Raw genomic sequence first — 25,846 nt, 5'->3', positions numbered from 1 at the left:
GCAAAAGCGACTTAATTCCCTCCGTCCCCTTTTGGGTGCCGCGCGCTACGCTATGCCGCCTGTTTACTGGAGTTTTGCCCCGATGACCACCCGTCGTTTCCTGCAGCTGGATGTGTTCTCCCCGCGCGCCGGCGCTGGCAATCCGCTGGCCGTTGTACTCGACGCCGAAGGCCTGGACGACGCCAGAATGCAGGCCATCGCGCGCTGGACGCGCCTGCCGGAGACCACCTTCGTGTTTCCGCCGCAGGCGCCCGGCACCAGCTATCGATTGCGCATGTTCAGCCCGCAGAAGGAAGTCCCGTTCGCAGGCCACCCCAGCGTCGGTACCGCGCATGCGGTGCTGCAGGCGGGCCTGGCCGCACCGGTCGACGGTGTGCTGGTGCAGGACGGCATTGCCGGTGCCCTGCCGCTGCGTGTCAGTGGCGAAGGTGCGCAGCAGCGCATCGCCATCCGCACCCCGCGCGCGCAGCTGGCCGAAACCGCCGAGGCCACCGATCCGCGGCTGCAGGCAGCACTGAAGGGCTGGCCATTGGGCACGTTGCCGCCGGCACGCATGCAGGGTGGCCGCAGCTGGTGGGTGGTGCAGGTGGCCGATGAAGCCGCGTTGCGCGCCCTGCGTCCGGATTGGGATGCGGTGGCGGCATTGGCTGAATCCACCGACAGCATGGGCGTGTTCGCCTATGCCTTCAGCGATGGCCGCGAGGGATTCGACCTGGCCGTGCGCGCCTTCGTCGGCAACGGTCGCCGCTTCGAAGACGCCGCCTCGGGTGCCGCCAACGCCGTGTTGGCCGCGTGGCTGGACCTGCGCGAGGCCCTGCCGCGGGGCCGTGCGCCGTACGAAGTCAGCCAGGGCCGCGAAGTCGGCCACGATGCGCGCCTGACCCTGTTGGTCGATGAGGACGGCGAGGTCTGGTCCGGCGGCCAGGTGCAGACGGTGATTACCGGCACCCTTGACTGGTAAACGCCGCAGGGTAGAGCCGAAGGCAGCGGCAGGAGCCGCTGCCAACGTCGGACGCGACGGCCCGGAGGGTGGCGGCCAGGAAGGCCGCCATAACGCTGGCCGGCTGCCTCTGCAATCATCGATTCATGCAGTTGCCGGCCAGCGGCCGGCACTACCCTGGGTCAGCCCAGCTCGGCTTCCAGGCTGATCGGCACCGCGCTCAACGCCTTGGACACCGGGCAGTTCTGCTTGGCATCATCGGCAATCGCGCGGAATTTCGCCGCGTCGATACCCGGCACAACGGCCTTCACTTTCAACCGGATCTGCGACAGCTGCGGGCCGCCTTCCAGCGACAGATCGACCTTGGCTTCGGTATCCAGCGAGGTCGGGGTAAAGCCGGCTTCGCCCAGCTTGGCCGACAGCGCCATGGTGAAACAGCCGGCGTGCGCGGCAGCGATCAGTTCTTCCGGATTGGTGCCCTTTTCGTCGCCGAAACGGCTGTTGAAGCCGTAGCGGGTCTTGTCCAGCAGGCCACTCTGCGGCGTGCTCAACTGCCCCTTGCCCGACTTCAGGTCGCCTTCCCAGTGCGCGGTGGCGTGTCGCGAGATTCCCATGTGCTGCTCCTGCGTGACGGTGATGAACGATCACCCTCGCACGTGGCGCGTTAGCCCTGCGTCGCTCCGCCGCACGCGCCACGTCGCTCCGGCGCTGGGCAGATGGACACTTCCTCACCAGCCGGAAACGCATTTCCCCCTTGTTTTCAGTGGTTTCGCGCATCCTGCCGATGACCAGGCGCTGGCGGCCAGCCGCGTCCCGACACCCCCGTCCCCCATCGCCGGCCATGTACTGAATCGGCCTGGATATGAAAAAACATGCACTTTCCGCGCTTCGGGCTATTGGCGGCGCCCGAGAGTTGCCCTACATTGCGCTTGCCGACGGGGTTCGGCGCCGACCAAACAACCAACCGTTCACGGAACAGGAAACCATGGCAAAGACCGCTAAGAAGGCTGCCCCGAAGAAGGCAGTGAAGAAAGTCGCGACGAAGGCAGCCGCCAAGCCGGCCGCTCCGAAGCCGATCAAGGAAGTGCTGACCAAGTCCGGCCTGGTTGCACACATCGCTGAAGCCTCCGGCGTCATCGCCAAGGACGTCCGCGCTGTGCTGGCCTCGCTGGAAAGCGCCGTCGCATCCTCGGTGCACAAGAAGGGCGCTGGCTCCTTCACCCTGCCGGGCCTGCTGAAGATCACCACCGTCAATGTGCCGGCCAAGCCGAAGCGCAAGGGCATCAACCCGTTCACCAAGGAAGAACAGTGGTTCGCCGCCAAGCCGGCTACCACCAAGCTGAAGGTGCGTCCGCTGAAGAAGCTGAAGGACGCCGCGCTGTAAGCGCGCGCCCCAACGCGGATTCCGACGGGACGGCTCTGGCCGTCCCGTTTTTTTTGTCCCAACCACGGCCCGCAACACAGCGTTGCCGCATCCCCGGGAATGCCCGTACAGGCCCGTCGCCATTGGCTGGGCCCCGCCTGCGGCGGTGCCGGAACGTACCGGGTGGAACACTGCGTGCAGCGCCGGCCGTCGCCGCCGGCCGTGGCCTTGCCTATCGTTGGCACATCCTCCACAGCTACGGCGAGCATCCCCTCATGGCCAGCCCCTCCACCCGCTACCGGATCTCGGTGACCCCCATCGAAAAGGACGGGGTGCAGTGCACCGGGCGTTGCACCATCGAACTGGAACATCGCGCCAGCCGCGACCTGATGCGCCTGCTGGAAGCGGCACCGCGCACCGCCGGGCTCAGCGGCGATGAACGTGCGACCCTGGTGATTGCCACCCAGCTGCTGCGCGACATCGTGCAGCGCCACGCCGAAACCGATGGACACGCGTTGGCCGCCATCGCCGGGCAGGTGCTGCCGGCGCTGGATGCACTGGAACAGTTGCCCACCTCCCGCTGACCGGGGCGCAGTCGATACACTGCCTTCTCCACGTCGCCTCGGGGAGGAGGCATGCGCAGGACTCTATTCCTGATCGCGCCACTGGTGCTGCTGGGCTGTTCCAGGCCCACTGCACAACCGGACGTTGCGCCTGCGCCATCACCAGCCAGCGCGGGAGCACAGGCCGTTGCAGACACCGACGCAGCGCCCCTGCAGTCAGCAACGATCGATCCGCTGTTCGCCGCGGTCGCTGCCGACGCCGAACCACCTTCGGTGATGCTCAACCGCTACGTGATCGCGCTGCTCAACCGCAACCGCAGCGCCAGCGACGCGGCATGGGCGATGCCACCGGCCGATCCGCACCGCGCAGATGACGCTGCGATACGCCAGTTGCAGGACCTGCGCACGCTGCGCCTGGACAGCGGAACCCCGCTGGCACGCGACGGCCGGCAGCCATCCCGGTTGCTGGAGGTGCCGGTGCGGCTCCGCGCGACCACCGCACAAGGCACCTTCCGCTTCGGCGGCTGGTACCGCGTGCAACCCAGCCCCGATGGCCGCGCCTGGCAGATCCAGTCGGCGCAACTGCGGCCAACGCTGGACTGAACCGTTGCAGCGGCATGCACGCACGATTCAGCCGCCCCGGCTACTCTTTCCTCCATCCATTCCCTGTCCAGCGGTCACCGCCATGCGCCTGCGTTCCCTGATGACCCGCCTCGCCGCCTCCACCGTACTGATCGCAGCCGCGATCGGTGCCCAGGCCGCCCCTTCCATTTCCGGCCGCGAACTGTCGGTGGGCGCCAGCGATGTGCAGCAGTACCTCGATGGCAGCTTCCCGCGCACCCAGGACGCCCTGGGCGGACTGATCGCGCTGACCATGAGCCACCCCCAGCTGAGCCTCCCGGCCGGCGAGCGCTTGAACCTCGGCATGGACGTTGCACTGGCCACCGCCGGTGGCAATCCGGCCAGACTGGGTACGGTGAAGCTCAGCAGCGGCCTGCGCTACGACGCGCAGACCCAGGGTTTCCACCTGCAGCAGCCCAGCGTGGATGACTTCACCCCCGCCAACCAGGGCGGTCGTCTCGACTCGCGCACCCGCGGCCTGCTCAACGCCTGGCTGAGCGACTACGCCCAGCGCGAGCCGATCTACAAGCTGGATCCGGCCGTGGCCGGTGTACTTGGCGCCCTGCAGGTACAGTCGGCGCAGGTGAAGAACGGCAAGCTGGTGGTCACCTTCAACCAGAACCTGGGCAACCTGGTGCCGGCAGGCGTGCTGGGCAAGTAAGGTAGTGCCGGCCGCTGGCCGGCACTACCCATTGCGGGTCAGCGCTTGGGCTGCAGCATGGTGCCGGTGCACTTGGGCGAGCCGCAGCGGCACTCCCAGATCTTCTTGAGCTTGGCGGTGTGGCGCTCGGCCAGGGTGATGCCGTAGTTGTAGGTCAGTTCCTCACCGGCCTTGATGTCGCGCAGTGCTTCGATGAACACCTTGTCGCCACGGCTGTCACCGTCCTCGTCTTCCTCGATCACCGCTTCGCAGTTCGGGTCGCAGCTGTGGTTGATCCAGCGCGCGTCATTGCCCTTGTAGTTGGCATCGATCACCCAGTCGTCATTGAGGGTGAACAGGAAGGTATGGCCACTTTCGACGTCGCCGCTGTCATCGGCATCAACGTCGCCGTGGCTGCGCAGCAGGCCCTTGTACTGGATCACGCGCTCGCCCTGCTTGATCGGGGCCACGGAAAAAACACCGTTGCCGTGGATGGCGGACTTGCGGGCTTGGATCTTCTTGGGCATCGGCAAGGGAGGTCTGCAGCGAAAGGAACGCTGATTCTCGCCCATTCCGGGTGATTGCGAAAATCACCCCGTTGGCGCAGCATTGCGCCTGGCAACGGCCCCGGTGTGTCCTCCCGGCCCGGCCCCAGCGTCGGCTGAATGCCCGGGTTGGATGCCGGCGAATAAAAGCGTACAATTTCAGTCCGCTTTAAGAACCGCTCGCATTCCCATGTTGCGTGTCACCAAGCTCACCGATTACGCCACCGTGGTACTGACCGTGCTTGCCGCCCGTCCGGGCGAGGTACTCAGTGCCACCGAGCTGGCCGAATTCACCGGTCTGGAGCCGCCCACCGTCAGCAAGGTGCTCAAGCCGCTGGCCCAGGCCGGCCTGGTTGAAGGCCTGCGCGGCGTCCGCGGCGGCTACCGGCTGACCCGCCCGGCCATCGAGATCTCGCTGTTCGAAGTGGTCGAAGCAATGGAAGGGCCGCTGGCCCTGACCGAATGCAGCCACGACCACCACCAGTGCGGCATGGCGCCCAAGTGCGGCGCGCGCAGCAGCTGGCGGCTGATCAACGACGTGGTTTCCGAGGCCCTGCGCGATGTCACCCTCGCCCAGATCCTGCCCCCTCTCCCCCTTGCCGATGACGAACAGCGCCGCACCATCGCTGTCGACGTCGTCTCCTGATCCGTAGGCAGCCCCCCATGGCCACCGAAACCATCGAAAACGTCGCCCACGACGACACCCCCAACCGCGAGATCCACGAGCAGCTCGGCCGCAAGTATTCGGCCGGCTTCATCACCGAGATCGAATCGGACTCCCTGCCGCCGGGCCTGGACGAGGACACCATCCGTGCCCTGTCGGCCAAGAAGGAAGAGCCGGAGTGGATGACGCAGTGGCGCCTGGACGCCTACCGCCACTTCCTGACCATGCCGATGCCGGACTGGGCCAAGCTGGAGATCGCCCCGATCGACCTGCAGGCGCTCAGCTACTACTCCGCGCCGAAGGGCCCGAAGTACGCCTCGCTGGATGACGTGCCCAAGGAGCTGCTGGACACCTACGACAAGCTGGGCGTGCCGCTGCACGAGCGCGCCAAGCTGGCCGGCGTGGCGGTGGACGCGGTGTTCGACTCGGTGTCCGTCGGTACCACCTTCCGCAAGGAACTGGCCGAGAAGGGCATCATCTTCTGCTCGATGTCCGAGGCCATCAAGGAACACCCGGAGCTGGTCCGCCAGTATCTGGGCACCGTGGTGCCGGTGGGCGACAACTACTTCGCCGCGCTCAACTCGGCGGTGTTCTCCGATGGCAGTTTCGTGTTCATTCCCAAGGGCGTGCGCTGCCCGATGGAGCTGAGCACTTACTTCCGCATCAACGCCGGCCACACCGGCCAGTTCGAGCGCACCCTGATCGTGTGCGAGGACAAGGCCTACGTGTCCTACCTGGAAGGCTGCACCGCGCCGATGCGCGACGAGAACCAGCTGCACGCCGCAGTGGTCGAGCTGGTGGCGCTGGAAGACGCGGAGATCAAGTACTCCACCGTGCAGAACTGGTACCCGGGCGACGAGAACGGCGTCGGCGGCATCTACAACTTCGTCACCAAGCGTGCCGAATGCCGTGGCGCGCGCAGCAAGGTCACCTGGACCCAGGTCGAGACCGGCTCGGCGATCACCTGGAAGTACCCGTCCTGCGTGCTGCTGGGCGACGACTCGGTCGGTGAGTTCCACTCCGTGGCGCTGACCCATCACCGCCAGCAGGCCGACACCGGCACCAAGATGATCCACATCGGCAAGCGCACCAAGAGCAAGATCGTCAGCAAGGGCATCAGCGCCGGCCGCGGCCAGAACACCTACCGCGGCCTGGTGCGTGTGGACCGCAACGCCGATGGCGCGCGCAACTATACCCAGTGCGATTCGCTGCTGATCGGCAAGCAGTGCGGTGCCCATACCTTCCCCTACATCGAGGTGAAGAACCCCGGCGCCACCGTCGAGCACGAGGCCACCACCTCCAAGATCTCCGACGACCAGCTGTTCTACTGCCGCGCCCGTGGCATCAGCCAGGAAGACGCGGTGTCGATGATCGTCGACGGCTTCTGCAAGCAGGTGTTCCGCGAACTGCCGATGGAGTTCGCGGTGGAAGCCAAGAAGCTGCTGGAAGTCTCGCTGGAGGGAAGCGTCGGATGATGCGTACGTCTTTGCCCGCACTGTTGCTGCTGGGCCTTTCGCCCTGGGCGGTGGCAAACGCGGCCTGCACCCCCGAAGACCTGGCGGGTGCGACCCCGGTCAAATTGCCCGCCGGCACGGTCATCTCCACGCCGAAAGAATTTTCCATGCTGCTGACGACGCGGCAGGACGGCAGCTTCGACGCGATCCGGCCGCTCCTGAGTTCGCGCAACCGTGAGCTGGATCGCGCCGCTGCCGAATCCATCCGACAGGCCTCCCTCCCGGTCTCCTGCCTGCAAGAACCCGGTGAAGAGATCCTCGTGGTCTTCTCCGCCCTCCCCGCTCAACCTGGGCAGCCCGGCAACGGCACGGTGCAGATCGTCCGCATCGACCCCGCAGCCCCGAAATCAACCAAGTCATGACCATGCTGAAGATCGAAAACCTCCACGCCCGCATCGGCGACAAGGAAATCCTCAAGGGCCTGTCGCTGGATGTTAAGCCCGGCCAGGTGCACGCCATCATGGGCCCCAACGGCGCCGGCAAGTCCACCCTGGGCAATGTCCTGGCCGGCCGCGACGGCTACGAAGTGACCGAAGGCAGCGTGCAGTTCGACGGCGTCGACCTGCTCGACCAGGACCCGGAAGCGCGCGCCGCCGCCGGCCTGTTCCTGGCGTTCCAGTACCCGGTGGAAATCCCGGGCGTGAACAACACCTACTTCCTGCGCGCCGCGCTGAATGCACAGCGCAAGGCCCGCGGTGAAGAAGAACTCGATTCCATGCAGTTCCTGAAGCTGGTGCGCCAGAAGCTGGCCGTGCTGCACCTGAAGGACGAACTGCTGCACCGTGGCGTCAACGAGGGCTTCTCCGGTGGCGAGAAGAAGCGCAACGAGATCTTCCAGCTGGCCGTGCTGGAGCCGAAGCTGGCGATCCTGGACGAAACCGACTCGGGCCTGGACATCGATGCGCTGAAGAGCGTCGCCGACGGCGTCAACGCGCTGCGCGGCGCCGACCGCTCGTTCCTGGTCATTACCCACTACCAGCGCCTGCTCGACTACATCAAGCCGGACGTGGTGCACGTGCTGGCCGATGGCCGCATCGTCAAGAGTGGCGGCCCGGAACTGGCCCTGGAACTGGAAGCGCACGGCTACGACTTCCTGAAGGATCGCGTGGTGCGCGAGGCGGCGGTCTGATGAGCGCCCTGCTCGACTCCATGGCCCAGGCCTTCTGCGGCAGCGATGCGCGCCGCGAGGTGCTCGACGCGGCCCTGCGTGACGGCCTGCCTGCCGCCCGCAACGAAGCCTGGAAGTACACCTCGCTGCGCCAGCTGGAGCGCCGTGCGTTCGCGGCTGCACCACTGCAGGGCCCTGCCCTGGATGCCGCGCTGCTGGAGGACATCCCGGCACCGCGCCTGGTGTTCGTCAACGGCCGCCTGGATCCCGCGCTGAGCGACGTGCAGGCCCTGCCGGCCGGCGTGCAGCTGCAGCCGCTGTCGGCCGCACTGGCATCCGGCGAAGACGCCGTGCGTTTCCTTGGCCGCCGTTACGAGCGCAGCGAGGAGATCTTCGCCCGCCTCAACGCCGCACTAGCCGATGAAGGCGTGGTGCTGCGCGTGGACGAAGGCGTGCAGGTCGAAGCGCCGCTGCAGCTGGTGTTCGCCAGCGTCGCCGGCGAGACCGACCTGGCCTGGCACCACCGCCACCTGATCGAACTGCGTGCCGGCGCCAGCCTGGGCGTGGTCGAGCACCGCTTCAGCGTCGGCGATTCGGCCCACCTGGACAACACCGTGCTGCACGCCCATGTCGCCCGCGATGCCGTGCTCAAGCACGCCCGCGTGCAGACCGGCAGCGCGCGCCAGACCAGCTTCCTGCGCACCGACGCGGTGCTGGCACGTGACGCGCAGTACCACCGCGTCGACCTGGAACTGGGCGCCGCGCTCAGCCGCCATGAACTGAACGTGCGCCTGGAAGGCGACAACGCCCAGCTGACCGCCAACGGCGTGCTGCTTGGCAATGGCCGCCGCCACGTCGAAACCCGCCTGGGCATCGACCACATCGCACGCGATACGAGTTGCGAGCTGCTGTGGCGTGGCGTTGCCGCCAACCGCAGCCGCGTGGTGTTCCATGGTGGCATCCAGATCCGCGAAGGCGCCGACGGCACCGACGCGAACCTGTCCAACAAGAACCTGCTGCTGTCGGCCGATGCCGAGATCGACACCCAGCCGACGCTGGTGATCGACGCCGATGAAGTGAAGGCCGCGCACGGTGCGACCGTCGGCCAGCTCGATGCCAATGCGCTGTTCTACCTGCGCTCGCGCGGCCTGCCGCAGGCACAGGCGCAGGCACTGCTGAGCGCCGCGTTCTGCCACGAGCCGCTGAAGGTCCTGCCGGACGCCCTGCGCGAGCAGCTGGCACGCCGTTTGGACAAGGCCCTGGCCGAGGCGGGCGTGGCATGAACCTGTCCACCCCGCGCCCGATCGAAACCCCCAGCGGTGCCCCCGACTGGGACCGCGTCCGCCTCGACTTCCCGCTGCTGATGCGCGAAGTGCACGGCAAGCCGCTGGTCTATTTCGACAATGCCAACACCGGCCAGAAGCCGGTGCAGGTGATCGGCGCGGTGGACGAGTTCTACCGCCGCTACAACGCCAACGTCAGCCGCGCGGTGCATGCACTGGGCAGCGAAGCCACCGATGCCTACGAAGGCGCACGCAACAAGCTGGCGCGCTTCCTCAACGTGCGCCCCAGCGACCTGGTGCTGTGCAGCGGCACCACCTTCGCCATCAACCTGGTGGCGTACTCGTGGGCGCTGCCGCGGCTGAAGGCCGGCGATGTCATCCTGGTGTCCCGCATGGAACACCATGCCAACATCGTGCCGTGGCAGCTGGTCGCCCAGCGTACCGGCGCCACCATCCGCGTGGCCGAGATCACTCCAGATGGGGCGCTGGACCTGGATGCACTGCGTGCTGCCATGACCCCCGAGGTCAAGCTGCTGGCGGTCACCCACGTGTCCAACGTGCTGGGCACTGTCAACCCGGTGCGCGAAATCTGCCGTGAAGCGCGCAAGCGCGGCATCATCACCGTGGTCGACGGCTCGCAGGCAGTGCCGCACCGCAAGGTCGACGTGGCCGCGATCGGCTGCGACTTCTACGCCATCACCGGCCACAAGATGTGTGGCCCGACCGGCACCGGCGCATTGTGGGCGCGCCGCGAGCACCTTGATGCGATGCCGCCGTTCCTCGGTGGCGGCGAGATGATCAAGGAAGTCAGCTTCGACGGCACCGTATTCAATGATGCCCCGCACAAGTTCGAAGCCGGCACCCCGAACATCGCCGGCTTCATCGGCCTGGGCGTGGCTGCCGACTACCTGCAGCAGCTTGGCCAGGAGAACGTGGAAGCACGCGAGGCCGAACTGCTGGCGCACTTCACCGAAGAGCTGCGCCGCGTTGACGGCCTGCGCATCATCGGCGAAGCGCCGGAGAAGGCCGCCGTGGTCTCGTTCCTGATCGATGGCGCGCATGCCCACGATCTGGCCACCCTGCTCGACCTGGAAGGCGTGGCCGTGCGATCGGGCCAGCACTGCGCGCACCCGCTGCTGCAGTACTTCGGTGTGGCGGCCACCTGCCGTGCCTCGCTGGCGTTCTACAACACCCACACCGAGATCGAGCGCTTCATGACCGCGCTGACCAAGGTACGCAAGCTGCTGGGCTGAGCCCTGCAGACGGGGTCAGAGCCCTTTCGCCCAGCGAAAGGGCTCTGACCCCACGCCGCTCCCCCATTTGCGCCCGCCCACGGCCCACCTAGAATGGGCCGATGAGCACCCTGACCTACCGCGCCGCCACGTCGGCCGACATCCCCGCCCTGATCACCCTGGTCACCTCGGCCTACCGCGGCGACGCCAGCCGCGTCGGCTGGACCACCGAAGCCGACCTGCTGGACGGTGCCCGCATCGACGCCGAAGGCATCCAGGGCGACCTCGACCGCCCGCGCTCCACCATCCTGCTGGCCGAACGCGAGGGCCAACTGGTGGCCTGCGCCCACGTCGCCGATGTCGACGGCAAGGGCTACTTCGGCATGTTCTCGGTCGACCCGGCCCAGCAGGGCGGTGGCGTCGGCAAGCAGCTGATGGATGCCGCCGAAGCGCACGCCGCGCGCGAATGGAACGTGCCGGTGATGCAGATGACCGTCATCGACGTGCGCGACGAACTGATCGCCTTCTACGAGCGTCGCGGCTACAGCCGTACCGGCATCAAGAAGCCGTTCCCGTATGGCGACGAACGCTTCGGCATCCCCAAGCGCGACGACCTGCGCTTCGAGATCCTGGAAAAGCCGCTGGCCGGAGCCGCCGCGTGAGCGAGGCCTGGACCTTTGTCTGTGCCGGCAACGAGCTGCTGCCGGGCGAAATGAAGAGCGTGTTCGACGAAGTGACCGGCACGCCGATCGTGGTGTTCAACCTCGACGGCGAGCTGTACGCACTGGAAGATCAGTGCACGCATGAAGAATTCGAGCTGTCCTCGGGCGAGTTCAACACCACCGAAGGCAGCGTGGAGTGCGTGCTGCACGGCGCGCGCTTCGACGTGCGCGATGGCCGCGCCCTGTGCGCCCCGGCCTATACCCCGGTGCCCAAGTTCCCGGTAAAGCGGGAGCACGACGCGGTCTGGACGCGCGACGACCGGGATTGAGGCCGCGCCCCGGCGAGGGCGCCCACACCCATGGGGTGGATCCACAGAAACGCCTTGAGGGCCTTCCCAGGGCGCCTCAGGGGATCCCCGGCAGCCCACCACACCCCGTACATGCGAATCATTATCGTTGATGTTATTCTACGTAACATCTTCGTAACGACTTCGCCCCTGCGCCATGGCTTCGCCCACGCCCACCGCCACGCTGTGCCAGCTTGCCCGCCAGGGGTGGCCGCTGCTTGTGGCCGTGCTGCTGACGCTGCTGCTGGGCTGGTCGGCGCTGCACGAGGGGCGCGGCACGACAACCAGCGACGCGCCCACGGTGTATGCCCTGGGTGCCGCGCCTGCTTCCCCGCCATACGTGCTGCCGCACGAACAGGCGATGCACCGCGCTGAATCCGAACCCGATGGCAGCCGCGGCGAAAAGCCGCCCGTGCTGCGGCGACTCTGCCTGCAGCACCCTGACAATGCACCTGCAGATGCTCCGGCCCCGGTGACACCGGCCCCTCCGGTGCACATGCCGGGCCGACGCCAGCCCCCTTCCCAGGCTCCGCCCGCGCTGCTGGCCTGACGTTCCGCTGCGCCAAGCGCAGCCGCATCCGCACGTCCCCCATCGTTCTACGTACTGCTGCCGCGCGGCCCGCGCCGGCCGCCCTTCCCTGTTCCCCTTCTGCAGACGCCCATGAACCCGATCAAGAGCCGCAAGCACGCTTCGCCGCTTCGTACCCTGCCGCTGGCCACCGCCAGTCTTGCCGCCGGCCTCGGCCTGGCCACCCTGCCCGCGCTGGCCCACGCCGAAGCCGCCGACAACGCACGCACCCTGGACAAGATCGACGTGCACGCCACCCGCGGCTACAAGGCCGACAAGGTCGCCTCGCCGAAGTTCACCCAACGCCTGCAGGACACCCCGCAGACCATCCAGGTGATCACCAGCGACCTGTTCAACCAGCAGGGCGCCACCACGCTGACCGAGGCACTGCGCAACAGCCCCGGCGTGGGCACCTTCTATGCCGGCGAGAACGGCAACACCACCACCGGTGACGCGCTGTTCATGCGTGGCTTCGACACCTCCAACAGCCTGTACGTGGACGGTGTGCGCGACCTGGGCTCGATCTCGCGCGATGTGTTCAACATCGAACAGGTGGAAGTGACCAAGGGGCCAGCCGGCACCGACAACGGGCGCTCGGCGCCGACCGGTGCGATCAACCTGGTCAGCAAGCAGGCCAACCTGCAGGACGCGACGTCGGCCAGCATTTCGCTGGGCAGCGACCAGCAGCGCCGCGCCACCGCCGACTGGAACCAGTCGCTGGGCGCCACCAGTGCGCTGCGCATCAACGGCATGTGGCAGGACAGCGACCAGCCCGGCCGCGACCATGTGCAGAACAAGCGCTGGGGCATCGCACCTTCGTTGGTGTTCGGCCTGGGCACCGCCACCCGCTATTACCTCAACCTGCTGTACGTGAAGCAGGACAACGTGCCCGATGGTGGCGTGCCCACCCTGGGCCTGCCGGGCTGGACGCCGCAGCCGACACTGGAAGCGCTGGCCGGGCACCCGGTCGATCCGGAAAACTTCTACGGCACCCGCGCCGACCACGATGACGTGACCGCGAAGATGGCCACGTTCCGCTTCGAGCACGACTTCAACGACAGCGTGCGCCTGACCAACACCGCGCGCTGGGGCCGCACCGAGCAGGACTACCTGCTCACCGCCTTCATGGGCACCGGCGTACGCGGCGCGGGCGGCCGCCCGACCGGCAACATCACCTATGCCAACCCGGCCGACCTCTCCAGCTACGCCATCGCGCGCAGCCTGCCGACCTTCAAGGACCAGCGCAACACGATCCTCACCGACCAGCTGAACCTGCGCGCGGACTTCGCCACCGGCGCGGTCGGCCACGCCCTGAGCGCGGGCCTGGAGTTCACCCACGAGGAACTGGACAGCTACGGCCAGGCCGCCACCGCCGGTACCAGCTGGCCCGCCGCCAACCTGTACGACCCGGACTGGAACGTCAGTGGCCTGAGCTGGGCGCACAACGGCGCCGACGCGCACGGCAAGACCACCACCTCCTCGGCCTACCTGTTCGACACCCTGTCCTTCGGTGAAAGCTTCCTGCTGACTGCCGGCGTGCGCGCCGACCACTACAAGACCGAGTACGCCAGCGCGTCGGTGTGTGGCGGTCGTGGCGGCCCGGTGTGCGGCAACAACCCCACCGGCACCGTGCTGCGCAACCCCACCCTGGAAGCCAGCGACACCCTGCTGAACTGGAAGCTGGGCGCGCTGTACAAGGTGGGCGACACGGTCAGCCTGTACGCCAACTACGCCATTTCCCAGCAGCCGCCGGGCGGCGCCAACTTCCAGTTGAGCAGCTCGGCCAGCAGCGCCGACAACCCCAAGCTGGACCCGCAGAAGGCCAAGACCTTCGAAGTGGGCACCAAGTGGGGCTTCATGGATGACGCACTGGCGGTGAACCTGGCGCTGTTCCAGACCGACGTCGACAACGAAATCAACACCACCGTGCTGGACGATGCCGGCAACCCGACCCAGACCGGCAGCAAGCGGGTCAAGGGTGTGGAACTCTCCGCGGTCGGCCGCCTGACCGACAACTGGTCGGTCAGCGCCGGTTACAGCCACCTGAATACAGAAGTGAAGGAAGGCGCCAAGGTGGCCGCCGATGGCACCACCAACCTGACCTACACCCCGGACGATACGTTCACCGGCTGGACCAGCTACATCCTGCCCTACGGCATCACCGTGGGCGGCGGCGTGCGCTACGCCGCTGGCATGCACCGCGGCACCGACGGCGCGGTGGGCACCCCGTCGTTCACCAAATCCTACGTGGTGTACGACGCTGTCGTGTCCTGGGCGATCAACGAGACCATCTCGCTGCGCTTGAATGGCTACAACCTGTTCGACAAGCAGTACGTGGCCAGCATCAACAAGAGCGGCTACCGTTACACCCCGGGTGCCCCGCGCACCTTCCTGCTCAGCGCGGACATCCGCTTCTGATGCATTGCGCGGGGGAGCCACGCTCCCCCGCGCCCCAAAAGGAACCGCCATGCTGCTGCACATTCCCGACGTGCTTTCACCCCAGGACGTGGCGCAGGCACGCAGGCGGCTCGACGCTGCAGACTGGACCGACGGTCGCGAGACCGTCGGTGCGCAGGGAGCGATGGTCAAACACAACCAGCAGCTGCCGGACGCCTTGCCCCTGAAAGCGGAACTGGGCCGGGACGTGCTGGCCGCACTGAGCCGCAGCCCCCTGTTCTTCGCTGCAGCGCTGCCCCTGAAGATCCTGCCGCCACGCTTCAACCGCTACAGCGGTGGCGGCACCTACGGTTTCCATGTCGACGGCGCGGTGATGAACCTGGCCAACGGCGAGCAGCTGCGCTCGGACATCTCCTGCACCCTGTTCCTGTCCGATCCGGACGAGTACGAGGGCGGCGAGCTGATCATCAGCGACACCTACGGCGAACACGAAGTGAAGCTGCCGGCCGGCGACCTGGTCGTGTATCCGTCCAGCAGCCTGCACAAGGTCAATCCGGTCACCTGCGGCGCGCGTGTGGCCTCGTTCTTCTGGGTGCAGAGCATGATCCGCGACGATGTGCAGCGCCGCCTGCTGTGGGAGATGGACGGCTCGATCGAGCGCCTGCGGCAGACCGGCGGCGACGCCGAAGCGGTGCTGCAGCTGACCGGTGTGTACCACAACCTGCTGCGGCGCTGGAGCGAAGTCTGAGCCTTGCCGGGCCGGCCTGCGACATTTTGGCAATCATTCTCATTTGCAACGGCTAACGGCTCTCATTACAATCACGCCCCGTTGATGCCGGCCGCTGCCGGCAGCCCCATGGGGACCCCCGCTTGCTGCGTCCGCTCCGCCCTCGCCCACTGATCCATCGCAAGATGGGTGCCGCCATGCGCGGCCAGCGTCCTGCGCTGGCCAGCCTGCTGGCGTGGGTGGCGATGCTGGCGTTGCTGCTGGGCACCCTGCCGCTGCTGCCGCATCCGGCGACAGCGGCGACCGTGCAGGTACCGCTGGAAGAACGCGGCGGCGAAGGCCCATTGCAGGAAGAAGCCCCGGCCAAGCTGCGCCGCTGTGCCTCCACCCCGGTGAAAGCGGCCGAGAAGGCCCGTTCGCCGCTGCTGCTGGCCAGCCAGTGGCTGCGTACCGAACTTGAACTCGTACCCGCCACGCCGGCCATGCCTGGCGTGCGCACGGACTGGCCACTGGCCGCTCCGGACACGCCCTGGGCCGACGCGCCCGGGCGTCGCCAGCAACGCGGCCAGGCGCCGCCGCTCGCCTGATCAACGGCCCGACGTGACCGCCTGCGCGGTCGCGCCCGCACGCCGCTGCCTGCTTCATCCCTGCCGCCCCTGACCGGGCTTCCCACGCATGCCGCGCCCTTCGCGCCCGGCATCGCACCTCCCTGCATCTTTCGAGGTAACTGCCATGGCCCAGCGCCATCGTGTCCGTTCGTCCCTGTCCCGCCCCCTGCTGACCAGCGCCGTGCTGGCGGCGATGGCGGCCCCTGCTTTCGCGCATGGAGAGGTCGCCGGCGCCCCGCAGACGCTGGACAAGGTGGTGGTCACCGCCTCCGGCTTCGAACAGAAGGTGGTCGATGCACCGGCCAGCATCAGCGTGGTCAGCCGCGAGGAACTGAGCAAGCGCCCCTACACCAACCTGGTCGATGCGCTGCGCGACGTGGAAGGCATCGACGTCGGCCTGGAGGCCACCGACAAGAACGGCCGCGCCACCATCTCCATGCGCGGCCTGCCCTCCGAATACACCCTGGTGCTGATCGACGGCCGCCGCCAGAGCAATGTCGGCCAGCTGTACCCGAACAACTTCGGCGGCGGCCAGTTCGCCTACCTGCCGCCGCTGGATGCGATCGAGCGCATCGAAGTGGTGCGCGGCCCGATGTCAACGCTGTACGGCTCGGACGCGATGGGCGGCGTGATCAACATCATCACCCGTCGCAACCAGGACAGCTGGCATGGCGCGCTCACCCAGGGCTTCACCGTGCAGCAGGACGACCAGTTCGGCGATGCACGCACCACCGACCTGTACCTCAGCGGCCCGCTGCTGAAGGACCGCCTCAGCCTGGCGGTGCGCGGCAGCTACTACGATGCCAAGGCATCGAATCCGGAATGGGATGCACTGACCCTTCCCGACGGCACGCTGTGGGAGCGCAGCATCGGCTTCGGTGGCGGCGGCAAGTCGGTGGCAAACACCAACTGGAATACCGGCGTGCGCCTGGACTTCCGCGTCAACGATGACCACGAGCTGTGGCTGGACTACGACGTCTCGCGGCAGAAGTACGACAACAGCCAAGGCCAGACCGGCACCCTGGACAGCCTGGCCAGCCTGTGGCGCGTGGGTAACGCAGTCATTCCCAACCCGAACGGCAACGGCACGGTCACCCGCCGCGTGGTGCAGCCGCGCGTGGGCTACACCGCCTACCAGCGCTACGAGCGCGACCAGCTGTCGCTGACCCACCAGGGCCGTTACAGCTTCGGCACCTGGCAGACCTCGCTGACCCACAGCAAGAGCAGCAACCTCGGCCGATCGCTGCCGCTGACCCTTGACGAGCGCGCCAACCTGCAGACGTTGTGGAACGACGTGTGCCGTCGTACCGGTGCCGCCAGCAACTGCGCGGCCGGCCGTGGCAATGCGCTGACCGCACTCAACCCCAGTGAAATGGCGCGCCTGCAGGCCTTCCTGCCGCGTCCGCTGCGCACCATGGAACTGGAAGGCTACGTGCTCGACACGATGCTGGATCTGGACTTCGGCGCGCACAAGCTCACTGTCGGCGGCCAGTACAACGACACCGACATGATCGACGGCGTGTTCGGCATGGACGGCGCCGGCTACCGCAGCAACACCAGGCAGAAGCATCGCATGTGGGCGCTGTTCGCCGAGGACAACTGGGCGCTGACCGACACCCTGACTGCCACCTTCGGCCTGCGCTACGACGACCACAACATCTTCGGCAGCCATCTCAGCCCGCGCGGCTACCTGGTGTGGAATGCCAGCGATGCGTGGACCTTCAAGGGTGGCGTCAGCACCGGCTACAAGACCCCGCGTCCGGACCAGCTGTTCCCGGGCATCACCGGCTTTGGTGGCCAGGGCGTGCTGCCGCTGGTGGGCTCGCCGAACCTGAAGCCGGAAACCAGCACCAACTACGAGCTGGCCGCCTACTACGAAGGCCAGCGCTGGGGCTTCAACGTCACCGGCTTCATCAATAAGTTCGAGGACAAGATCGCCAGCGGCGGCACTTTCCCGAACTGCGAAGTGGCACCGGCCGGCAGCGGCTACTGCGTGGACATCGGCCCGGGCTGGGCGGCGCTGGGCTACAGCACCTTCACCCAGAGCGTGAACATCGACAAGGCCGAAACCCGTGGTGCCGAACTGGCCGGCCACGTCGACCTGCTCGACACCCTGCAGCTGCGCGGCAACTACACCTGGACCAGGAGCGAGCAGACCAGCGGCCCGCAGAAGGGGCTGCCGATCACCGGCACCACCCCGGCCAAGCACATGGCCAATGCCAGCCTGAACTGGCAGCTCAACGAGGCCATCAGCCTGTCGCTGATCGGCGAGGGCCGCTACGACCGCTACCGCGACACGCTGCTGGACGCCAACGGCGCCAGCCAGACCCGCTACTACGAGGACTACACCATCTTCCACCTGGGTGGCAGCTGGAAGGCCACGCCATGGCTGACGGTCAATGCGCGGGTCAACAACCTGTTCGACAAGAACTTCGTCTCGCAGTCGTGCCTGCTGATCAGCCAGAGCGAGTTCAACTGCGTGGACGATTACGCGACCAAGGACCAGCGCCGCAGCTACTGGATTTCGTTGAACGCGAAGTTCTGACCGCCGCGCACCGGCAGTGCCGGCCACTGACCGGCATTGCCCTGCTCCGGTGGGTGCCGACCTTGGTCGGCACCGCTTCATCCACGATCCGCGGTAGCGGTAGTGCCGGCCGCTGGCGGAAACCAGCAAGGGCCCCTCCGGGATACAGAACGACACGCAATTGCGAGCTATTCTCACCAATGATGTAATGGGCAGTCCCCGTCCGCCTCGAACCGTGCCGTGAGCCGTCCTGCCTCTTCCGCCGTGCAGCAGCAACAAAGCCGTGGCTTCTGGCTGCGGACGCTGCACCAGTGGCACTGGATCAGCTCGGCGGTGTGCCTGATCGGCATGCTGCTGTTCGCGGTGACCGGCCTGACCCTCAACCATGCCGCGAAGATCGAGGCCAAGCCACAGGTGCAGAACCAGCACCTGGAACTGCCAGCCGATCTGCTTGGCCAGCTCGGCACGCGCGAAAACGGCAATGCGCCGATCCCGCGCCCCGCCCGGCAATGGCTGGATACGCAGCTGGGCATCGCCATCGGCGGCCGCCCGGCCGAGTGGTCGGCCGAGGAGATCTACCTGTCGCTGCCACGACCGGGTGGCGACGCGTGGTTGAGCATCGATCGCGAGACCGGCGCGGTGGAGTACGAATCAACCTCGCGCGGCGCGGTGTCCTACCTCAACGACCTGCACAAGGGCCGCAATGCCGGCCCGGCGTGGGGCTGGTTCCTGGACCTGTTCGCCGTGGCCTGCCTGGTGTTCTGCATCACCGGCCTGTTCCTGCTGCACCTCCATGCACGGCAGCGGCGCATGACCTGGCCGCTGGTCGGCCTCGGCCTGATGATCCCGCTGCTGATCGCCCTGCTGCTGATCCACTGACTTTTCCCCGTTTCCGGAGCCGCCCCATGCGCGTCACCCTGACCATCGCCCTCAGCGGCCTGCTGGCCACCTCGCCAGCCTATGCCACCACCCTCGACATCAACGTCGAAGTGCCCAAGCTCAACGTGGCCGAATACCACCGCCCGTATGTGGCCGTGTGGCTGGAAGGCGCCGACCAGAAGGTCGCGGCCAACCTCTCGGTCTGGTACCAGCAGACCAGCAACAGCGAAGGCCACGGCACCAAGTGGCTGCCCGACCTGCGCCAGTGGTGGCGCAAGAGCGGTCGCACCCTGCAGGTGCCGGTGGATGGCGTGACCGGTCCGACCCGCCCGGTCGGCAAGCACGCGCTGTCGTTCAACGACAAGCAGCCGGCACTGAAGCAGCTGGCCCCGGGCAACTACACCCTGGTAGTGGAAGCGGTGCGTGAAGTCGGCGGCCGCGAACTGCTGAAGATCCCCTTCACCTGGCCAGCCACCGCCGCGCAGAACGGCAAGGCGCAGGGCGCCACCGAACTGGGCCAGGTCACCCTCGCCGTCAAACCCTGAAAAGGGGACGGAGGGGATTAAGTCCTAATCCCCTCGCTCTTGTCGCATCACCCCGCATCCACTGGAGTCTTCCGCATGAAGCGCACGCTCGTCCTCGCCGCCGCCCTGGCCGCTGCCCTTCCCTTCTCCGCCCTGGCCCACAAGGCCTGGCTGCTGCCCTCGCAGACCGTGATCGCCGGCAACGCGCCGTGGATCACCGTCGACGGTGCGGTCTCCAACGACCTGTTCTACTTCAACCACGTGCCGCTGCGCCTGGAATCGCTGGTGATCACCGCACCGGACGGCAGCACCGTGCAGCCGCAGAACGCGTCGACCGGCAAGTACCGCAGCGTGTTCGACATCGAACTGAAGCAGGCGGGCACCTACCGCATCGCCTCGGTCAACGACGGCCTGTTCGCCACCTACGAACAGAACGGCGAGCGCAAGCGCTGGCGCGGCAGCGTCGCCACCTTTGGTGAACTGCCGAAGGATGCGAAGAAGCTGGAAGTGAGCCAGTCGGTCGGTCGCGTGGAGACCTTCGTCACCAACGGCGCGCCGAACGACACCGCGCTGAAGCCGACCAACCGTGGCATCGAGCTGGTCGCCGTCGGCCACCCGAACGACCTGTTCGCCGGCGAGGAAGCCACCTTCCGCGTACTGGTTGACGGCAAGCCGACCGCCGGCCTCGAATTCGAGATCGTGCGTGGCGCCACCCGCTACCGCAACGCGCAGGACGAACTGAAGCTGACCAGCGATGCCAAGGGCGAGATCAAGGTGACCTGGCCGGAAGCCGGCATGTACTGGCTGGAAACCGGCACCGAGGACAACAAGACCTCGGTGAAGCAGGCCGCGAAGCGCCGCCTGAGCTACGTGGCCACGCTGGAAGTGCTGCCGCAGTAATGACGTGGACCGCGATGCCGGGCAGGCCCCGGCATCGCCGCCGCAACGCCTCACCATGACCGATTCCCTGCTCGACATCGCCCGCCTCGGCGGCACCACCATGGGCACCACCTGGAGCGTGTCGCTGGTTGCGCCGCGCCAGCGCGACCTGCACCCGCTGCACGCCGGCATCCAGGCGCGGCTGGATGATGTGGTCGCGCAGATGAGCACGTGGGAGCCCGGCTCGGATCTAAGCCGCTACAACCGCACCAACGCCGGCCAATGGTGCGTGCTGCCGGCCGAGACGCGCCACGTTCTGGCCTGCGCACTGGCCATCGCTGCCGCCAGTGACGGTGCCTTCGATCCCACCATCGGCCCGCTGGTTGCACTGTGGGGCTTCGGTGCACATGCCGGTGAACGCCGCCAGCCCGACGACGCTACCCTGCAGGCCACGCGCGATCGCTGCGGTTGGCAGCGCCTGCAGTGGCAGGACGATGCGCTGCTGCAACCGGGTGGACTGGAACTGGATCTTTCTGCGATCGCCAAGGGCTTTGGCGTCGATCACGTGGCCGCCTGGTTGCGTGGGCAAGGCATTGCTGCTGCACTGATCGAGGTCGGTGGCGAACTGGCTGGCTATGGTCGCAAGCCGAACCGCCAGCCGTGGCGCGTGCTGGTGGAATCGGCGCCGGAAGAAGACGCGCACACCGAAACACCACCGCGGGTGCTGGCGCTGGACGGCAAGGCGGTGGCCACCTCCGGTGATCGCTGGCACCAGTACCAGGCCGATGGCGAGGCCTACAGCCACAGCCTGGACCCGCGTTCGGGCAGACCGGTGCGGCAGGTTGCAGCGGCGGTCACGGTGGTGGCCGACGACGCCATGCACGCCGATGCCTGGGCCACCGCACTGACCGTACTCGGTCGCGAACAGGGCATGGCGCTGGCCGAACGCGAAGGACTGGCCGCGCGCTACCTGCAACGCGCCGCAGAAGGCCCGCGGGAATTCCTCAGCAGCGCCCTCCAGCGCCTGCTCGACGAGCAGGACGCATGAGTGCACGACCGTCGCGCGCGCTGCTCGGCAACGCGCTTGTACTGATCCTGCTGGCGCTGATCGCCTGGGCGCTGCTGCGACTGCATCTCGGCGAAGCCTGGTGGCAGGGCGCGCCGCCGGAACGGCAATCGCAGATCGCCATCATCGCCACCGCGCTGTATGCGCTGGCCTGCGCCGCACTGTGGTGGCGTGGGCGACCGCGCGACGATACTGCAACCGGTGACACGCCCCCGATCCTGCTGGTCTGGTCCAGCCAGACCGGCTTTGCCCGCGAACTGGCCGGACGCAGTGCCGAGGCATTGCGTGGTGCCGGCGTGCCGGTGCGCGTGCGTGGCCTGCATGAGGTGGACGCGGCGCTGCTGGCCGACAGCCAGCGCGCGCTGTTCATCGCCAGCACCACCGGCGAAGGTGATCCGCCCGACCACGCCCTGCCCTTCCTGCGCGGGGTGATGGCCACGCCGCCCTCGCTGCAGCACCTGCGCTACGGCGTGCTCGCGCTGGGCGACCGCAGCTATGGCCACTTCTGCGGATTCGGCCACCAGCTCGACCAATGGCTGCGCCAGCACGGCGCGCACCCTCTGTTCGATGCGATCGACGTCGACAACGCCGATCCGGCCGCGCTGCGTCACTGGCAGCAGTTGCTGGGACAACTCGGCGGTAACGCCAGCGAACTGCCCGACTGGAGTCCGGCCGAGTACCAGCCGTGGACGCTGCTGCAGCGCACGCATCTGAACCCGGGCAGCCCCGGCGGCCCGGTGTACTGGATACGCCTGCAGCCACCGGCCGATGCAGATGCGCAGTGGCAGGCCGGCGACATCGCCGAGATCGGCCCGCAGCATGCATCGCACACCGTACGTGCCTGGCTGGACGCACAACGCTTCGATGCGGACATCGTGCTGGATGACGGGCAGACGTTGCTGGCACGCGTCGCGCGCTCGCACCTGCCCTCATTGGTTCCCCCGGGTGATCTGCCCGCATTGCTGGCGACCCTGCAGCCGCTGCCGCATCGCGAATACTCGATCGCCTCGGTGATGGCCGGTGGCGCGGTGGAACTGCTGCTGCGTCGCCAGCTGCGCGCGGACGGTACACCCGGCATCGGCAGCGGCTGGCTGTGCGACCACGCGGTCATCGGCGAGCCGGTGCAGCTGCGGCTGCGTCGCAACGACAACTTCCATGGCGTCGCCGCCCACGTGCCGCTGCTGTTGATCGGCAACGGCACCGGCATCGCCGGCCTGCGCGCGCACCTGCACGAACGTGCCCAGCGTGGCGCACGCCGTACCTGGCTGCTGTTCGGTGAGCGCACCGCCGCGCACGACTTCCACTTCGGTGAAGAACTGCAGGCGATGCTGGCCGACGGCTCGCTGGCGCGGTTGGATGCAGTGTTCAGCCGTGATGGCGGCGCGCACCGTTACGTGCAGGACCGGCTGCTGGCCGAAGCGGCAACGCTGCGGCAGTGGGTGGATGAAGGCGCGGCGATCCTGGTCTGCGGCAGCCTGCAGGGCATGGCCCCGGCGGTGGATGCGGTGATCGAGCAGGTGCTGGGAGCGGACGGCAAGGAAGCGTTGCTGTTGGCCGGTCGTTACCGGCGCGATGTGTATTGAGGTGGCCGCATCCACGCATGGCGTGGATCTACTGTAGAGCCGAGCCATGCTCGGCTGGCCGTGCCTGCCGGCGCCAACGAATCATCACCCCGCCGCACTGACCCGGATCGCCAACAGCTCGCCACCGCCCTGCAACGCGTGCCGCTGACGTTCACCGGCTGCCAACCACGCGGTATCGCCGGCCTGCATGGCCGGCAGTCCACTGTCCTCACCAAATTCGGCGTGCCCGGCCAACAGGTGCAGCGCCCAGGCCACACCCGGTTCGCAGAAGAAGAACATCGACCCCACCAATGGCCGGTGCAGCAGTTCGGCCTGCAGCAGCTCGCGCTTCCACATCAGGTTGAAGTCGTGGGTGATGCCGTCCACCAGTTCACCGTGCAGTGTTTCCTCACCCGCAAAGCGCACCCGTCCATGCGGTGGCAACACGTCGGCCACGCGGTCATCGTCGAAGCGCAGGCGCACGCCATTGCCCTGCAGCAGCACCAGCTCGCGCTCCACACCAGGGAAGGCGGAGAACGCCGCGTCCTGCTCGATCTCGGCCACCGACAGGCGCAGCGCCCAGTCATCGCCCTGCACGGGCAGGCGCAGGATCTCGCGGGTCCAGCCCAGGCCGTTGCGCCACCGTTCGCGGCGGTAGTCCAGGCTGGAGATCACCTGGCTCGGAGTGTGCAGCAGGGAGTCAATGTTCATCAGCGCATTGCATCATGCCGCGCGCCGTCGTGCATCACCGCGTGGCGAGCGTGCCCTGGCCACCGCACCCACCGGCCAGCAGCTGCGAGTGCTTCAGCCAATCCTGGTCGGGGTAGTAAGCAAACACCATCGTGCCACCACGCAACGCATCGATCAGCGGCTTGGCTACCGACAGCCGCACCGCCGGACAGCCCAGGCTGCGCCCCAGCCGCCCCTGCAGCTGTGCGGTGGCCGGATTCACGTACGGCGCGCCGTGGATGACGATTGCTCGGTCACGCGCGCGGTCGTTGAAGCCCGGTTCCAGCCCGGCCAGGCGCAGCGAATATCCATTGCCCCCCATGTAGGTCTCCTGCGCGGTGAACGCACCAATACTGGACATGAAGCTGCCATCGCGGTTGGAGAAGTGCTCGGTGCGGTTCTCGCCACTGTTGCGGCCATGCGCCACCCATTCCTCGAACAGCAGGCGCTGGTGGGCCAGGTCGAACACCCACAGGCGCGGCTCGGTGGACGGCCGCGAATAGTCGATCACGCTGAGGCGATCACCATTGATGCCCAGCTCCGGCCGCTGCAGTGCGCAGCGCATGGCATGCGCCGCCAGTTGCAGCACGTGGCGGTCGGCCTTGGGTGCGCTGCGCGACAGCAGGGCAGCCAGATCATCGGCAGAGGTGGCGAGGGCGGGCGTCTGTGCCAGCGCCGGGGCGCTGGCCGAGGTCGCCAGCAGGCCGAACGCGGCCAGCCGGCACAGGCGGGATGCAGTCATGGGCACAACGAGGGGACTCAGTTGCCCTTGAGGGTGGACCCTGGCGGCTCGGATTCCAAGACCGGCTGCATTCCGGATTCAGCCGGGCTTGGGCGGACCGCCGGCAGCGAGGTCACCAGCAGGGTGGTGCCCGGCACCAGCACCTGGTACAGCTGACGGGCGAAATCGGTCGGCAGCGCCATCGGCAGCGAGGGCGTGGCCAGCAGGTCCGGCGTGGCCTGGGCACGGTCCTGGCCCAGCAACGGGTAGGCCGTCCACTGGTGCAGGCGCTGGTTCACGTCCAGCGGGCTGGGGGTGTCGCTGTAGCCCTGCCCCATCACGAACAGGGTCGTGCCCTGGAAGGCCGGCAGTGCATCGGCCTTCAACGGCGACTCGCCGATCATCACGCCATCGCGCAGCACGTACAGGCGCTGGTCGTGCAGGCTGACCAGGATGCCGACCTGCCCGGCCGGCGCCGCGCTGTCATTCCACCAGCCCTGGGTGGCCACACCCTCGGTTTCCGGCAGCGCCTGCCCGCGCGCGTTGACCGGCGCCAGCACCGACGGATAGGCCAGGGTCATCGGCGAGCTCTTGGCATCGGCCACGACCACGGTATCGCCGCGCTGGGTTTCACTGAACAGCTTCTGCGCGAAGGCCTGCGGCAGGCGCACGCAGCCGTGCGAGGCCGGATGCCCGGGCAGGCTGCCGCCATGCAGGGCGATGCCGTCCCAGGTCAGCCGCTGCATGTAGGGCATCGGCGCGCTGTTGTAGAGGTTGGACTTGTGGTCCTTGTCCTTTTGCAGGATGGTGAACACACCAGTCGGTGTTTCGTGCCCGGCCTTGCCCGAGCTGATCGTGGTCAGGCCGATGGCAATGCCGTTGCGGTACACGTAGGCGCGCTGCTCATCGAGGCTGACCACCAGCACGATCGGGCCGCTCGGCGAGATTTCCGGATGCCACAGGTATTCGCCCGGCTTGAGGTCGGTCGGCCCGCGCACGTCGGCCGTGCTGGCGGCAGCGGCGGGCTTGGCAACCGGTGTCGGCGCAGCGGCATGGGCCAGCAGCGGCAGGGCCAGTGCAAGGGCGAGCATCAGGGTCGTGGGGCGATGCGGAAACATCCAGCGGGTGTCCTTTCCGTGCGGAGCAGCCACCGTACACCATCGACCCGTGGTGGCCGCGG

The 25,846-nt window shown here is 67.6% G+C and carries 28 protein-coding genes; 23 read left to right on the top strand and 5 right to left on the bottom strand.

Annotation, left to right across the window (positions count from 1 at the left end; translation table 11 throughout):
- Window positions 1-82 precede the first annotated feature (82 nt).
- On the top strand, window positions 83-961 hold the full coding sequence (locus AC5P57_RS01475) for a PhzF family phenazine biosynthesis protein (RefSeq protein ID WP_142807444.1): 879 nt from the start codon (window positions 83-85) through the stop codon (window positions 959-961).
- Between the two features lie 161 nt (window positions 962-1,122).
- Here the strand turns inward: AC5P57_RS01475 and AC5P57_RS01470 are convergent, their stop codons facing one another.
- On the bottom strand, window positions 1,123-1,554 hold the full coding sequence (locus AC5P57_RS01470) for an OsmC family protein (RefSeq protein WP_049430047.1): 432 nt from the start codon (window positions 1,552-1,554) through the stop codon (window positions 1,123-1,125).
- A 371-nt stretch (window positions 1,555-1,925) separates the two neighbouring features.
- Between AC5P57_RS01470 and AC5P57_RS01465 the strand changes: the two genes are divergently transcribed.
- The 4 genes from AC5P57_RS01465 (at window position 1,926) to AC5P57_RS01450 (ending at window position 4,148) form a co-directional block, all read left to right on the top strand.
- Window positions 1,926-2,324, top strand: a complete 399-nt coding sequence (locus AC5P57_RS01465; RefSeq protein ID WP_010483539.1) for an HU family DNA-binding protein — start codon at window positions 1,926-1,928, stop codon at window positions 2,322-2,324.
- Between the two features lie 254 nt (window positions 2,325-2,578).
- Entirely contained in the window at window positions 2,579-2,887 is a 309-nt protein-coding gene (locus AC5P57_RS01460; RefSeq protein ID WP_099553066.1) for a DUF3861 family protein, read from the top strand.
- Window positions 2,888-2,938: 51 nt separating this feature from the next.
- Window positions 2,939-3,469, top strand: a complete 531-nt coding sequence (locus tag AC5P57_RS01455) for a hypothetical protein (RefSeq protein WP_099553067.1) — start codon at window positions 2,939-2,941, stop codon at window positions 3,467-3,469.
- Window positions 3,470-3,551: 82 nt separating this feature from the next.
- The gene (locus tag AC5P57_RS01450; protein WP_014036282.1) at window positions 3,552-4,148 is read left to right on the top strand and encodes a YceB family lipoprotein; all 597 of its coding nucleotides are present in this window, start codon (window positions 3,552-3,554) and stop codon (window positions 4,146-4,148) included.
- A gap of 38 nt (window positions 4,149-4,186) precedes the next feature.
- Here the strand turns inward: AC5P57_RS01450 and AC5P57_RS01445 are convergent, their stop codons facing one another.
- Window positions 4,187-4,654, bottom strand: coding sequence for an SET domain-containing protein (locus AC5P57_RS01445; protein WP_010483549.1), 468 nt, complete (start codon window positions 4,652-4,654; stop codon window positions 4,187-4,189).
- Between the two features lie 208 nt (window positions 4,655-4,862).
- Between AC5P57_RS01445 and AC5P57_RS01440 the strand changes: the two genes are divergently transcribed.
- From AC5P57_RS01440 to AC5P57_RS01355, 18 genes are all read left to right on the top strand, one after another.
- Window positions 4,863-5,318 carry an SUF system Fe-S cluster assembly regulator gene (locus AC5P57_RS01440; RefSeq protein WP_005408436.1) on the top strand — a complete coding sequence of 152 codons (456 nt, stop codon included), beginning with the start codon at window positions 4,863-4,865 and terminating at the stop codon, window positions 5,316-5,318.
- A 17-nt stretch (window positions 5,319-5,335) separates the two neighbouring features.
- Window positions 5,336-6,811 carry a Fe-S cluster assembly protein SufB gene (sufB, locus tag AC5P57_RS01435; RefSeq protein ID WP_010483551.1) on the top strand — a complete coding sequence of 492 codons (1,476 nt, stop codon included), beginning with the start codon at window positions 5,336-5,338 and terminating at the stop codon, window positions 6,809-6,811.
- The gene (locus tag AC5P57_RS01430; protein ID WP_106549260.1) at window positions 6,808-7,212 is read left to right on the top strand and encodes a hypothetical protein; all 405 of its coding nucleotides are present in this window, start codon (window positions 6,808-6,810) and stop codon (window positions 7,210-7,212) included. The genes sufB and AC5P57_RS01430 overlap by 4 nt, the downstream gene beginning before the upstream one ends.
- A gap of 2 nt (window positions 7,213-7,214) precedes the next feature.
- Window positions 7,215-7,979 carry a Fe-S cluster assembly ATPase SufC gene (gene sufC / locus AC5P57_RS01425; RefSeq protein ID WP_099553069.1) on the top strand — a complete coding sequence of 255 codons (765 nt, stop codon included), beginning with the start codon at window positions 7,215-7,217 and terminating at the stop codon, window positions 7,977-7,979.
- Entirely contained in the window at window positions 7,979-9,241 is a 1,263-nt protein-coding gene (sufD, locus tag AC5P57_RS01420; protein WP_099553070.1) for a Fe-S cluster assembly protein SufD, read from the top strand. Before sufC ends, sufD begins: the two co-directional genes overlap by 1 nt.
- Entirely contained in the window at window positions 9,238-10,494 is a 1,257-nt protein-coding gene (locus AC5P57_RS01415; RefSeq protein WP_262236074.1) for a cysteine desulfurase, read from the top strand. Before sufD ends, AC5P57_RS01415 begins: the two co-directional genes overlap by 4 nt.
- Before the next feature lie 101 nt (window positions 10,495-10,595).
- Window positions 10,596-11,135: a GNAT family N-acetyltransferase gene (locus AC5P57_RS01410; RefSeq protein ID WP_099553072.1), complete on the top strand. Its 540-nt coding sequence runs from the start codon at window positions 10,596-10,598 to the stop codon at window positions 11,133-11,135.
- Window positions 11,132-11,464 (top strand): non-heme iron oxygenase ferredoxin subunit, encoded by a 333-nt coding sequence (locus AC5P57_RS01405; protein ID WP_012479365.1) that lies wholly within the window; start codon window positions 11,132-11,134, stop codon window positions 11,462-11,464. Before AC5P57_RS01410 ends, AC5P57_RS01405 begins: the two co-directional genes overlap by 4 nt.
- Window positions 11,465-11,639: 175 nt before the next feature.
- Entirely contained in the window at window positions 11,640-12,032 is a 393-nt protein-coding gene (locus AC5P57_RS01400; protein WP_262236073.1) for a hypothetical protein, read from the top strand.
- A 111-nt stretch (window positions 12,033-12,143) separates the two neighbouring features.
- Entirely contained in the window at window positions 12,144-14,468 is a 2,325-nt protein-coding gene (locus AC5P57_RS01395; RefSeq protein ID WP_262236072.1) for a catecholate siderophore receptor Fiu, read from the top strand.
- A gap of 49 nt (window positions 14,469-14,517) precedes the next feature.
- On the top strand, window positions 14,518-15,195 hold the full coding sequence (locus AC5P57_RS01390; RefSeq protein WP_262236070.1) for a Fe2+-dependent dioxygenase: 678 nt from the start codon (window positions 14,518-14,520) through the stop codon (window positions 15,193-15,195).
- A gap of 164 nt (window positions 15,196-15,359) precedes the next feature.
- Window positions 15,360-15,761 (top strand): hypothetical protein, encoded by a 402-nt coding sequence (locus tag AC5P57_RS01385; protein ID WP_099553077.1) that lies wholly within the window; start codon window positions 15,360-15,362, stop codon window positions 15,759-15,761.
- Between the two features lie 145 nt (window positions 15,762-15,906).
- Window positions 15,907-18,327, top strand: coding sequence for a TonB-dependent receptor domain-containing protein (locus AC5P57_RS01380; protein WP_262236069.1), 2,421 nt, complete (start codon window positions 15,907-15,909; stop codon window positions 18,325-18,327).
- A gap of 219 nt (window positions 18,328-18,546) precedes the next feature.
- Window positions 18,547-19,185, top strand: coding sequence for a PepSY-associated TM helix domain-containing protein (locus AC5P57_RS01375; protein ID WP_142807435.1), 639 nt, complete (start codon window positions 18,547-18,549; stop codon window positions 19,183-19,185).
- Window positions 19,186-19,211: 26 nt separating this feature from the next.
- On the top strand, window positions 19,212-19,730 hold the full coding sequence (locus AC5P57_RS01370; RefSeq protein WP_099553080.1) for a DUF2271 domain-containing protein: 519 nt from the start codon (window positions 19,212-19,214) through the stop codon (window positions 19,728-19,730).
- 75 nt (window positions 19,731-19,805) lie between these two features.
- Entirely contained in the window at window positions 19,806-20,609 is an 804-nt protein-coding gene (locus AC5P57_RS01365) for a DUF4198 domain-containing protein (RefSeq protein WP_099553081.1), read from the top strand.
- A 55-nt stretch (window positions 20,610-20,664) separates the two neighbouring features.
- The gene (locus AC5P57_RS01360; RefSeq protein ID WP_495219418.1) at window positions 20,665-21,636 is read left to right on the top strand and encodes an FAD:protein FMN transferase; all 972 of its coding nucleotides are present in this window, start codon (window positions 20,665-20,667) and stop codon (window positions 21,634-21,636) included.
- The gene (locus tag AC5P57_RS01355; RefSeq protein WP_262236066.1) at window positions 21,633-23,237 is read left to right on the top strand and encodes a sulfite reductase subunit alpha; all 1,605 of its coding nucleotides are present in this window, start codon (window positions 21,633-21,635) and stop codon (window positions 23,235-23,237) included. The genes AC5P57_RS01360 and AC5P57_RS01355 overlap by 4 nt, the downstream gene beginning before the upstream one ends.
- An 84-nt stretch (window positions 23,238-23,321) precedes the next feature.
- Here AC5P57_RS01355 and AC5P57_RS01350 read toward each other — a convergent pair whose 3' ends face one another.
- From AC5P57_RS01350 to AC5P57_RS01340, 3 genes are read right to left on the bottom strand one after another with little or no spacing between them, the layout of a single operon-like run.
- Window positions 23,322-23,927, bottom strand: a complete 606-nt coding sequence (locus AC5P57_RS01350) for a HutD/Ves family protein (RefSeq protein WP_099553083.1) — start codon at window positions 23,925-23,927, stop codon at window positions 23,322-23,324.
- Between the two features lie 34 nt (window positions 23,928-23,961).
- Entirely contained in the window at window positions 23,962-24,687 is a 726-nt protein-coding gene (locus AC5P57_RS01345) for a murein L,D-transpeptidase catalytic domain family protein (RefSeq protein WP_262236065.1), read from the bottom strand.
- Window positions 24,688-24,704: 17 nt separating this feature from the next.
- Entirely contained in the window at window positions 24,705-25,784 is a 1,080-nt protein-coding gene (locus AC5P57_RS01340; protein ID WP_262236064.1) for a L,D-transpeptidase, read from the bottom strand.
- Between the last annotated feature and the right edge of the window lie 62 nt (window positions 25,785-25,846).

The organism is Stenotrophomonas sp. YJH_SMC_79 (assembly GCF_059367995.1).
The sequence above is the reverse complement of the archived record's forward strand: the minus strand, read 5'-3'. Positions and strand labels throughout refer to the sequence as shown.